At 31.8% G+C, this 12,873-nt stretch carries 7 protein-coding genes and 1 pseudogene; 2 read left to right on the top strand and 6 right to left on the bottom strand.

Annotation, left to right across the window (positions count from 1 at the left end; all coding sequences use genetic code 11):
- Both RBB48_RS30825 and RBB48_RS30820 read right to left on the bottom strand, forming a co-directional pair.
- Positions 1 to 1,392, bottom strand: a 1,392-nt coding sequence (locus RBB48_RS30825; RefSeq protein WP_306008782.1) for a spore germination protein, incomplete at its 3' end; no start/stop codon positions are given.
- Positions 1,393 to 2,242: 850 nt separating this feature from the next.
- On the bottom strand, positions 2,243 to 3,286 hold the full coding sequence (locus RBB48_RS30820; RefSeq protein ID WP_097891985.1) for a Fic family protein: 1,044 nt from the start codon (positions 3,284 to 3,286) through the stop codon (positions 2,243 to 2,245).
- A gap of 1,470 nt (positions 3,287 to 4,756) precedes the next feature.
- Between RBB48_RS30820 and RBB48_RS30815 the strand changes: the two genes are divergently transcribed.
- Entirely contained in the window at positions 4,757 to 6,133 is a 1,377-nt protein-coding gene (locus tag RBB48_RS30815) for a lytic polysaccharide monooxygenase (protein WP_306008781.1), read from the top strand.
- Between the two features lie 580 nt (positions 6,134 to 6,713).
- On the opposite strand, the gene RBB48_RS30810 is transcribed toward RBB48_RS30815, so the two are convergent.
- From RBB48_RS30810 to RBB48_RS30795, 4 genes and pseudogenes are all read right to left on the bottom strand, one after another.
- A complete protein-coding gene (locus RBB48_RS30810) occupies positions 6,714 to 8,123 on the bottom strand; it encodes a phosphatidylinositol-specific phospholipase C (protein WP_306008780.1) in 1,410 nt (469 codons plus the stop codon).
- Between the two features lie 410 nt (positions 8,124 to 8,533).
- On the bottom strand, positions 8,534 to 9,103 hold the full coding sequence (locus RBB48_RS30805; RefSeq protein WP_073515827.1) for a methyltransferase: 570 nt from the start codon (positions 9,101 to 9,103) through the stop codon (positions 8,534 to 8,536).
- A gap of 689 nt (positions 9,104 to 9,792) precedes the next feature.
- Entirely contained in the window at positions 9,793 to 10,218 is a 426-nt protein-coding gene (locus RBB48_RS30800) for a hypothetical protein (protein ID WP_306008779.1), read from the bottom strand.
- 50 nt (positions 10,219 to 10,268) lie between these two features.
- Positions 10,269 to 10,371, bottom strand: a pseudogene (locus RBB48_RS30795) (NTD biosynthesis operon regulator NtdR); the annotation flags it as partial.
- 274 nt (positions 10,372 to 10,645) lie between these two features.
- On the opposite strand from RBB48_RS30795, the gene RBB48_RS30790 reads away from it, so the two are divergent.
- Positions 10,646 to 12,628: a serine hydrolase domain-containing protein gene (locus tag RBB48_RS30790; RefSeq protein ID WP_306008778.1), complete on the top strand. Its 1,983-nt coding sequence runs from the start codon at positions 10,646 to 10,648 to the stop codon at positions 12,626 to 12,628.
- The last annotated feature ends 245 nt before the right edge of the window (positions 12,629 to 12,873 follow it).

The raw sequence follows: 12,873 nt of genomic DNA, 5'->3' as shown, positions 1-12,873 counted from the left end.
GAGACGAAATGGTGCGATTGGCAATCCGTATGGTGAACCATAGGAAGTTAGTGAAACAAAATGAGCAAATAAGAGCATTAATCCACTAACAATACCTACAATGCCATAAAAGTATGCCAATAACATCATTGGAAAACGAATAAGGCGTATAGAACTTGATAAATCGTAATTAGAAACAATAAATGATGCAATGGCTGTAATAGATACGATAATAACCATAACGTTACTCACAAGACCAGCTTGAACAGCCGCCTGCCCAATTACAATCCCTCCAACAATCCCAATGGTTTGTCCAATTGGTTGTGGTAAGCGAATACCAGCTTCACGTAGCATTTCTAGTGTAATTTCCATTATAAATGCTTCCAGTAGGGGAGAGAAAGGGACTTTGACTCTTGACGTTGCGATAGAAGTGTATAAATCTATAGGAATGATTTCAAAGTGAAAAGAGACGATAGCAATATAAAATGCGGGTAAAAAAATAGCTATAATAAATCCCGCAAATCGTAATACGCGAAAAAATGAAGCAATGAGCCAATGAATATTATAATCATCTGGAGTTTGAAAGAATCCAATTAAATTCATTGGAACAATCATTGCACCAGGGGATCTATCCATTAACACTGCTACTTTTCCATCGAGTATATGATTTGAAATGGCATCTGGGCGTTCGCTTAAATAAGCCTGTGGAAAAGGAGTCCAATTTTGATCCTTTGTAAAATTAGATAGCTCACCAATGCTTAATACCGCATCCGTTTTAATTCTACATATTCTGTTTTCTATTTCTTGGACTACATCTACGCTCGCGACATCACCTAAGTAAATTAAATAGACGAAAGAAGTGGCTCGTTCTCCAATCGTCAGCTTTTTGATTTTCAACTCTGTAGAAGGAAGATATCGACGAATTAAGCCTATATTTTTTGTGGCATTTTCAATAAATCCATCATGGGATCCTTTAATAGTAACTTCTGAAATTGGTTCTTGAATTGCTCTTTCTGCCCAACCTTTTGTATTTATTAAAAGTGACCGCTTTTCTCCTTCCATAAATAGAACACATTGACCCTCAAGTAATCCTTCTTTAATTTCATTCCATGTATATACTATTTTGGTATGAGTAGCAATAATATTAGAATTAAATATTTGACTGTCTTCATTTACTTTTTGTAATAATGGTGTAACAACATTTCCTTTTAAAGCGACACCATCTGTAAGGCCTTCAAAATAATATAGTAAAATATTCGTGTTTGTTTTTAATTGCAAAGGGTGTTCAATTAAATCGGCACTAATATCAAAGATATTATCTAAAGTATTTTTAAGTTCTTTTAAGTTACTTGTTTGGATTTTTTCAATGGTATTATTGGTTTTAGTTTCTAAGGTTTCTTCATTTAAGGACAATATTGACACCTCTTTAATATGTAACGATTAGTTGTATTTATTATTTTTAGTTGATGTAATTTTATTCACAAATTTAAACAACTTGGGAATAAAAATTAATAGTTGAGAGCAAAAAAGTAGAGGTAATTTGTGTGGAAATCTAAGTATTGAGTTAGAATTGAAATTTGAATGATTATAATAAAAAAGAACCCTTGATGGGCTCTTTTTTATAGTTGGTAAATATGTTATCAACAATAGATGGCATTTAAGGCAGTAATTTAGATCTCTTTAAGTTAATCAGCTGAATTTTCTAGGAAGAATTTTTTTCATATCTTAATGCTCGATAAAAAAGGAAATTACAATTATTTGGGTGTTCTAGTGTAATTGAACTTTGCACGCTAACAAATTTTGTTTAGGGACAAAATGTTTTTTCTGAATTAACAGAAAAATATATGTGCAAAATTCCTATTGGTTATTTTGGTAGGTATCAAACATTTCTTTGGCCTTACTTTCTTGATATTACCGTACGTTTATATGTTTCTAAGGGAAAGAAATACTTTCAGTCGTATTACCATCTATTGTTTGATTAAGATGTTAACATGAAAATGAAACGTTTACAACCAGAAAATAAAGAAAGAATATTAAATTACGACTTTTTTCGACATTTTTTCTGTATTAATATCTAATATTTTTATAGGAAAAGGTGGAGGGAAACGTACCTTTTCCTATAAAAAGTTGTGTAAGAATTAGAAATAATTAAAGTAGTAATAATAGCTTAAAATATAATTCAATGAATTTGAGCCCAAAATCATTGAAACGATTGCTAACGTTATAATTGAATTTTTGAGCTGTAAGAGTTTTAAAAATATGGTCAAACTTTAGTCCACTTTGCGTTTCTTCCTTTTGTAACTAGCTTAATATGGCCAAATAATTGCAAGGAATTTAAAGCCTTACTAATTGTACTCTCTGCAATGTCTGGATATCTGTTACGAATACTTTCCTTAGTAAAGGGTTGTTTTTGTTTAAATATAAAATCCTGAATTCTCTCAACTTTAGTATGTTTACATATAGAATCTAGAACGGTGTTATGCAGATCTTTGTAAGCCTCTAATATAATAGTTAAAAACGTTTTTAACCAAAAGCTACTATTATGTTCCTCGCAGTACCAATTTACCGAAGATTTATAAATCGAATTGTAATATTCAGATTCATTTTTCTTAATATACTTATCCAAACATACATATTTTACAAATGTATGTCCACTCTTAATTAGCAACAACTGCATTAACATAAATGCTAGCCTGCCATTACCTTGATTGAAAGGGACTATGCAATAAAAATTTAATATAAAACGAGCTATTAATAAAAGCGAATGTAGCCCCTTACTAGTATTTAATGAGTTGTATTGATCACATAATTGCTCCATAAACTGTGGGATAAGTTCATGTGGAAGAATGCGGTAACTATTCAAGTGCATTCCATGCTCGGGAATACCTGGAATAATAAAAGGTTTTTCACGCCAATTGGCACTGTCAGAGGTAAGGTAATGTATTAGTTGAAAATGTAATTCCTGTATAGTTGCTGGATTAATTAATAAAGTACAGGAGTTTTTATGTACAAAAGAAAGTGTTTGATAATAACAAAAAATAGCATCTTCCGAGATATTTTGAGGTACTATATCATCTAAAATAAGCTCTTTTAATCTTTTATGAGGAACTTTTACATCTTCATAAATAGTTGTGAAATTTTTTATGTAATGTAGTGGTATAGTTCTTTCTAAATTGTTAAATATGTCAGGGTTTTGTTCCTGATAAGCAGCTAATTTTCCTTTGAATTCGCTAATTTCACTTATTAAATTGATTAACCTCCTTTTTAATTCAATATTTTTATACTTATCATCAAAAAAGTCTCTCATTTTTGTTCCCCCTGTAACCCCTTAACACGTTGTTGCATATGTCTTTCCATTCTAAAGGTATTTCATGACATCATTGTGAAATAACGACATTTTTGTTTTGATTTTGATCGTGTTTTAGAATCTATATTTTTATTTGATAATAAAAATATAGGAATTATAAAGAAGAATCGTTGGGATTCAATTTTAATAGGCATAATCCTAACATCAAATGTATAAATGTACAATAAAAAAATAAAAAATATAAAACAATTGACTCATTTGAAAGATTATTAATTGATTGTGAGTATAGATGTGTTTTAGTTTAAGTGTAAATATTGAAGTGGTAATAAAGTTTTCATGGTTGAGAAAATGGATAAGTCATTAATTTGTGACAGTTATGTGCCTAATCTATTCATTTGCTATTATGAGAATTCTAAAATTATATCTCAATGAGCTTTAATTCCTATATTTAGCATAAAGATTAGGGGAGATAAGTTGATGAAATGTATCATTAAATATAGAAATATGTAACGTTTCATACTTGTATTGTAAAATATTTTGACATAAGTTAATTTAAATACTAGGTACAGGGACATTTAATAAAATTCAGTAATGTACCCTTTAAACGTTTCACCCTAAAAACGTTAGTGAAAACCTCAAACATACTGAAGTTTTCCCCTTTGTTTCTGTACCTTATTAGGTAAAAATAATATAATAAATTGGTAGAAATTTATGGTTAAAATTGGATTTATAATTCTCTTTTCTTATCTTACATAATCAATCTCTTGATGATTTGTTTAAAATAAGGATTAATAGGGTAGGAGATGACTATTAAAAAGGACTATAAAGTTAAGTTGGACAAAACGATCAGGGAAACGAAAGGTTAATTTCGTCGTGCAACTGAGAAGCCCCCACTTTATGTTTTGCTAAGTGGTGAGTAGTTCATTTTGCCTGGTAATTTTATTATATGAGTTTGAACATTCTGAAGTAAATCAATATATAAATTACAGTAGTTATGTGGTTATAGGAGTAAATGTCTAAGATTAAAGGATTTGTGTGCATTCACCATGTGAATATAAGTAGGTTATTTATTGTATTTTTTAAGATTTAGAAAATATGTGTGAATTTAGCTTTAGAAATGACTTATTTGCAAGTTATATAATGGGAATGTAAAGTCTGGAAGAAACTGATATTATCAGTTCCTTCCAGACTTTTTTACTTTAAAACTGTATTTTTTTACATAAGGTTAAATATAATTCTTTAAATTAACATTTGAATTTTTTGTGAAAATAAGGGGGGGTTTCATTGCTCTATTAATACATAATGTTACAAAATAGACTTATTGTATTTATTTTATTTTTATATGAGATTAAAAATAATAATAAACGTACCAATGTATGAGAGATATTAGTATATTTATTAGTAATTTGTTCGTTTATCTCTATATTGCTATTATATTAGCGATAGCAATAATATATTGGGGGGACAAGAATGAATTTGAAATTTACATCTAAATTTGAAAGATTAAGAAAAAGTAAAAAAGGAATTGGTGCTTGTGTTTTAGCCGCAGGGGTGACGGCTATTACTATGATTCCTCAAAGTGCTTATGCACATGGATTTGTTGAAAAGCCAAGCAGTCGTGCTGCTTTATGTAGTCAGAATTATGGAGCGTTGAATTTAAATTGTGGAAATATAATGTACGAACCTCAAAGCCTAGAAGCACCTAAAGGATTCCCAGATGGGGGACCGATTGATGGAAAAATCGCTTCGGCAGGAGGACTGTTTGGAGGAATTCTTGACCAACAAACATCAAATCGCTGGTTCAAAAACACGATTAAAGGTGGAGCAAATACCTTTACATGGAAATATACAGCTGCACATCCTACAAGTAAATGGCATTATTACATTACAAAAAAGGGATGGGATCCTAATAAACCATTAACACGTGCTGAATTAGAACCAATTGGAACTGTGAAACATGATGGTTCTGCCGCATCAAATAATTTAACACATACAATTAATGTACCAACTGATCGCAATGGTTATCATGTTATTTTAGCTGTATGGGATGTAGCAGATACGTCAAATGCGTTTTATAATGTAATTGATGTAAATCTAGTAAATAATGAAACTCCCGATACAGTAGCTCCAAGTCAACCAACTGAATTAAATGCGTCTAAAGTTACTGCCAATAGTGTTGCACTAACATGGAAGGCTTCTACGGATAATATAGGTGTAAAGGAATATCAAGTGTTACGCAATGGGGAAGTAATTGATACGGTACCAGGTACAACATTTATTGATAAAAAACTAAAAGCAAATACGGAATATACCTATACAATAAAAGCGTTAGACTCTGCTGGAAACATATCAAAAGAAAGTGAGGAACTAAAGGTTAAGACAACAAATGAAATCCCAGATATAGAAGGTCCGACGCAACCGAAAGGATTACATAGTATGAGTACAACAGCGACCACTGTTGATTTGATGTGGAGTCCGTCTGAAGATAATGTAGGTGTAGACCATTATATTGTATATAGAGAAAGCTTTGGAGTTATGAATAAAATTGGGACAACGGCTAATACATCCTTTATGGATAAAGAATTAAAGGCTAATACATCGTATAAATATGTAGTGACGGCGGTTGATTTAGCTGGAAACGAATCTAGTAGCAGTGATGTATTAAATGTAGTAACAAAGTCAGAGGATTCCACATATGAAAAATGGGATGCAAGAAAAGCATATACAAAAGGTGATAGAGTAGTACATGAGGGAAAAGTGTATGAAGCAGTTCAAGATTATCAAGGCAATGGTGACACAAATTGGATTTTTGCCCTATCGCTTTGGAAGCCAGTTTTGAATAAATGATAAGCGGGAAAATGTAGTTAACATTAATGGATTTTTCTTTGAAAGTAAAGGGTCGTTCCAAATATAAATCTATTAATGGTTTAAATGATATGCTATTGAACTACTCACCACTTAACGTCCTTACAGACTGTTTAAAGTGGGAGATTCCTGCGAACACCGGTGTATCCACCGGTTATCTTAGCAGGCTCTACCCGTAGTCCCTACGGTGAGAACATAAGTATCTTGTACGTTGACTCACCACACTACCTACTTTAGCTTGGTTTTCGCAACTTCGGCAAGCGTGGGGCGAAAGAACGTTGAAGATTTTACGGTTGCAACGTTTTTCTGCAACCAACCTCATATCTTCAGTTTTCAAAGAGCAATCTGTACAAGTAAATGATAGCAAACATGTTGGCTTATGCCAACCGACATTCATCTCCCACCTAAAATTGGTGTTTCACACCTTCACATTTTTGAGGAAGGAGTCTTCTGTCGGAAAACGATAAATTTACTCACCATCCTAATGTTGACGAAATAAAATCAGAAAAGAATCCCAACGGTATTCCTTCAAAAAGGAACTCCAAGGGGATTCTTTTATTTTCTAATTTGTAATAGCGTATATTTTCACAGTGAATTTGCTAGTGGCACCAATTGGACTTGCGATATAATATTTAGTATTTGTGTAAGCCTCAGTCCTAGATCCATGTGAAATGTTTTTCCAACGAATAGAATCGGTACCTAAGGAAACATCAATCATTACATTGAAAGAGATAGTAGAAGGATGATCTTTCTCTGAAGGCTCAATAACCCATTTTAATTCTTTAGTACCTGCAGGTAAACTATCAATTTTAAAGTTTTGACTGGATCGATTTTTTTGTCCGGATAAAGGACTAGATTCGGATGAAATTTGCGAAATTAATATCTCTTTTTCATTTGAATGTACACCATTTAATTTAATGATACTATCAATTAAACCTGGCCCAGGAAAATCAGCTGCGATAATACCAGAATGTCTAATTCCACCTTGTTGTAAGAGTTCAGTCCCAAGTGTATTCATCCCACCATAATATACTTGCCCATTTCTATCGCGAGGGAAATCACTCCAAGCATGAGTCGAATTCGTTTGAATCAACTTAGGGTTACTATCAGTATTTCTATTCTCTTTTCCGCTTGCAACAAACCAAGGATATACATTATTTAAAAATGCGGCTGCACCACCCGTACCACTAAAATGATTAAGATATATTTTTCCATTATTATAGTTAGTATTTGCACTTTGCAAATGATTTTTTATCGCATTCCATTTTTCATATATTTCGTCTGGTCCGCTTCCAATTTCAAATTTATCTTGAATGTTCAATCTATCGTAATCAATACCGTACAATTGAGAGGATGTAAAGTTTTGTAAGATTACAATTTTTCCTCGGATATCTCCTAAAGTAGGGTTGTTTCTGTCTATAGTTGGTACGGAATTAGGATCCCAAAAATATGAAGCATTATCGTTTTTATATTTTAAAAATATCTCCTCAAATGATAGGGATCCACTTTCGAGAGTAGTTTCTTCTTTTAAGCGCATTAAAATTGTTTCTGTCGGATAATCCTTCAAAAATTGGATTGCTTCTTTTAATACATCTTCAAATACTGCTTTTTGATTGACAATACCATGGTACATTGCAAAAGAATCTTTTACACGTTTAACGCGCATATCTACATATCGAATTCCAGAATTTAATTGTTGGGGTAGACTCATAGTTTGATTTCTTGTCAAATTTTCATCAAGAAAACTTGCTCCATGTAAAGCCATTGTACAATGAGTGCCTGGAATAGATATTTCACTTAATTTTGTTGAATCTGCTACTTCTGACATCCACGATGGATTTTGATAACCTATGTTGGATTCATAGGAATAACCTGGATGACTATCAGCTAAAATTGTAGATGGTGTACTTAAACTTGCCAGTGTAAAACAAGTGAGGATGCTAACTTTAAAGAAATTTTTTATTTTGTTCATTTTATCTCTCCTAACCTTTAAACAATAGCTATAATAAGATGGTTTTTTTACTATATTTATTGTTTTCTATTCCTAATGTAATGAATTTTTGTAATTGAAAAAGGGGTAGTGAGCTAACTTGAGATAGTATTAGTTTATTGTAATAATTTATATCTAATAGCCAAACGGATTTTTAAAGAATGGAAGCATAGATAGGTAAAAAATAAGCTTTTTGCTGTATTGTATACAAACAAAACAGAAGCCTTAAAAAGACTTCTATTTTGTGACATATTATGAATAATAAGGTGGTTAACAAATTAAGATAATGTGAGTGAGCGGTAAAAATCTATTTATAGCTGTTTCAGGAATTTCTTAAAACAAGGCTATTCAGGAAAAGTGGTCCCTACAATGCTAATAAAAATTAAAAGATTCTATTCATTAAAACTTAGACTAACTACAGTTGCGATAGATTGAGCTGCATGTTCCCAGCTTCCATCTATAACTTTCCCAAGCTGCTGACCAAGTGCATTTAAATCATTTGGATTAACTGGAATTCCATTATACGCAGCAAGAATTGATAAAAGTGGAGCAGCAAATGGTGTCCAACCACCTCTATCAATATTAAATACAGGCTTATCTACTACTTTTCCATCTTGCACAGTAAACTCATAATAAAATTGATCATCTGGACGGAAACTTAAATGATGAGAAATTTGTCCTTTAACATATTTTTTTCCTCCACCTAGATTTACTACTTCTATTTCTTTTACATTAAATTCATGCTCAAATACTTTTATTTTTTTGACTTCTGGACCATTTAAGGCAGCATTAACAGCTGTTTCTAAATTATTTTGTGCTAATGGCTGAATACTCATTTGTGCCTCTTTTTGTTGGATAGGAGCCTCTTTTTCTGCAGCAAACACTGATGTAGAAGGTAGTGCACCTGTAGCTAACGTAGCTGCAAGTGCTGTTGTCATCATGATTTTTCTTTTCATCTTCATAGTTTATCTTCCTCTCTTAAAGTTTTGATATATAATCTTTTAAAGACTGACATTGTGTAATATTCTATTTAATAATGCACAAAAAACTGGTTTAAGAATTATGTGGGATTATGTCAGAGCATTAAAATTAATTATATATGTATTTAAGATGATATCTATCTACACATATTTTTTCAATTTTTCGACAAATGCAATGGTAATGACTTCTTAAGAGTCAATTTAGTACCTTGTTAATCAATAGAAATCCTATAAATAAACTAATTTCATAGTGAATGTAGTATATTTGATATCAAATGTCTTACATAATGCTATAAAATTTCACAATTTTTTATTTTAAAGAATGAAGCGATAAGGCTTCAAACCGTAAGGGATGCGGGGATAGTCAAATAAATTAGAGTTTGAAAGAATCTTTACTTAGGAATCCCTCATTTTTAAATGAAGTGAAAGTGGGGGGAATTCAAAGGGAGTACGCTTTTGAACGATTTTTTAATTGTAATAATTGATCCATTAACTAGTTCTATTCTTGCTAGAATGGTAGCTTTTATAATAATGAGAAAGAATCAAAGTTAAGATGCATTGAAAGAAAAGAGCGTAATAATTTTACGTACCTTGGTTAATTGTCAAAAGTTCGGAACAATCTTCCGTCCCTTGAAATAACAAGTGAAAATAAAAAGCACTCCCGTGAGTGCTTATTCAAATTCGATTTCTGTTTTACCATCTGATGTGAAGTATCTTATGGTTGTTTTGTCGTATTCTTGCAAGCCACTCTGCGCAACGGCGTCTTTTAACTTTGTTCTTGTTCTATAGCTAAAATTTTTCCGTAGGCCTTCGTCAGCATTTGACAATGCTGTTTTATCAACGAAAACATATAAGACATACAAGTTACTTTCTTTATTTAATTCAACCGCTGTTACAATACCACCGAAATATTCTATAATCTCCTTGGTTCTACGTTCAACACTTTTCACCATTCGTGTCTGCTCATCTTTTGGTTGTTCTGTTTTCGCCGTTGTTTGTTGTGTTTTTGGTTGCTCCTTTTGAACTATTTCTTTTTCGCCGCAAGCTGCTAGCATTACAACCGATAAACCAACTGCTAATACTGATTTCTTCATCATCTAAATCCTCCTAATACTAATATCTATATATTAGCATATCCGTAATATTTTCCAGTAAATAATGCAGTAGGTCTATCTTTTAATTTTATCTAACTTCTCAAAAAAATTAGATCGATCATTAATAGTACTCGCATCACCAAATAGCCAATTTTTATTGATTATAAACGATGGTTGTCTTCTCTAAGTAGGATGTTATGAAAAAACTGCTGGGAAGTCCTATATTAAAGAGTGTCGAGCATTTTCTATAACTAAGACCTAATAATATATAGACTACTTCTAAAGGAGAAAAGTTAATAAGTGACAGAATTGAAATAAAATTAGAAAAAATATCAATGCAGTGGTAGAATATGGTTGGTTAACCTATAGATGTATAATCAATAAATCTAATATTAAAGGGGGAATTAATTTGGGTAATAGGAATAAAGGAATGAAAATTTATTTTCAAAGGTTAGTAGCTGTAAGTGTATGTTTTTTGTTATTTTTTCTGGGGAGCAATTATTCAAAAGCCGAAACTGTTACACCTATAACATTAAATCCTAAAGATGTAGAAGCATTTACCAATAAAGTAATTCCAGAGAAAATGAAAAAAGAAAACGCAGCTGGTGTAGCTCTTGTCGTTGTAAAGGATAATCAAATTTTATTTCAAAAGGGATTCGGATTTTCCGATAAAGAAAAGAGTACTCCCATTGATCCTAAAAAAACAGTTTTTCGATTAGCGTCAATATCAAAAGTTTTTACTGCTAGCGCTGTCATGCAGTTAGTTGAACAAGGTAAAATTGACATAAATAAAGATATAGTAAATTATATGGGGGGATTAAAGTATCAAAATAAAATGGGTGAACCAGTTACAATGGAACATTTACTTACCCATACAACAGGGTTTGATTACGTAGATCCTAGACCAGAGGATATCCATTATCAAGAGAATGATTATACTATGCTTAAAGATTATGTAGAAGATAATATGCCCACAGTAGTGAGAAAGCCAGGAGATACATATACATATGATAATTTTGCTTCTATGCTTCAAGGGTATATTGTTCAAAGTCTGACAAACACACCTTTTTACAAATATATGGCCAAGAATATTTTTTACCCTTTAGAAATGCATAATAGCAGTTTTGTTATGACTAATTTTATTAAAGAAAAGCTTGCAACAGGATATGACGCTAAAGGTAATGCCATTCCATTTTATCAAACAAGACCAACAGATATGCCACAAGGGAGTATGTTTTCTACAGGAAGTGATGTAGCCAATTTTATGATTGCTCAATTGAATGATGGTAAATATAAAAATAACCAAATACTACAAAAAGAAACCGTAGAAGATATGCAAAAAACAAAATTTGCTTTACATCCCAAATACCCTAATATGACATACGGATTTGAGTTCTTTTCACCGCAAAGTCATAATGGGCAATATGTGTTTGGGAAAGGTGGAAATATACCAGGTTTTTCATCTTTAATGTGGTTAATTCCTGAGCATAAAATTGGAGTTTTTGTAGTTACAAATAAAGATAGTTCAGCACTACCTGTTGAAGTATTTGATGATTTTATGAATGAATATTTCCCAGATAAGATAAAGCCTGAATATTTAAACCCTAATGAAGAAGAATTAAAGAAATTTGAAGGGGTTTACCGTGATTTGAGATTAAAAAACCTAGTGTCACATGTGAACATAAGTGAAGGAAAGTTATATGTAACTGATAAGGTTTATGGTAAACAGGAGCTAAAACAAATAGACCCTTTACTATTTGAGGATGAAAAAGGGAATTATATGGCATTTAAACTTCACAAAGATGGTACTGTGAAAGAAATGATACATTGGAACTCTGGCAGCTCAGCGTTAAAGTTAAGTGAGCCTGAGAGATTTAAAGACGTAGATGAAAATCATCCATATGCTAAGTTTATAGATCCCTTGCATCAATACGAGGTATTACAAGCCAATAAGGAGGGGAATTTCACTCCAGAATCTTCTCTTACACGAGCAGAATTTGTTTATTGGTTATCTCAAATTGCTTACTTTGCACCACCTTCAAAAAAAGAACCAGTGTTTACTGATGTGAAAAATCATCCGTATGCACCACATATTCAAAAGTTATATGAAATTGGTATTTTATATGAAAAAGAAGGAGAACAATTCCATCCAGACCGTGCAATTACTAGACAAGAAGCAGCATGGATTACTTGGCAGTATTTAAAAATGTTAGGAGCGCCATCTGCAGATGCAACATTAAAGGGAGACACTGATGATTGGGCAATAGAATCCGTGAAAAACATTGTAGGTCATCGTTTAGTAGGGCCTGAGGTTATATATAATGAAGATGGATCAGCAGATTATCTATCAAAACAAAGTATGAAACGGCAAGAAGCTGCTGCATTGTTATTTTACGTTTTGTTATCTAGTTAATTTGTTTTGAGGTAAATTTCACAAAAAGAAAACATCTAAAGAGCTTGAAATAATACACAGAAAAAGAATAGTCTTTGACCAATGATTTATCGTAACAAACAGGGGTGAATGAGTTATAACCATGCTCCAAATCTTAAGTAGAGCTGGTAATAGAATGATTTCTTAAATGTTTTGTAAGGTAAGGAGCTCCTTTCAGGGGAGCTTTTTTTATTTTATTATTAATAATTTCATATACCGTAATTATT

It is taken from the genome of Bacillus sp. MMSF_3353 (assembly GCF_030733445.1).
GTDB lineage: Bacteria > Bacillota > Bacilli > Bacillales > Bacillaceae_G > Bacillus_A > Bacillus_A wiedmannii.
This window is presented reverse-complemented; position numbering and strand designations above follow the sequence as displayed.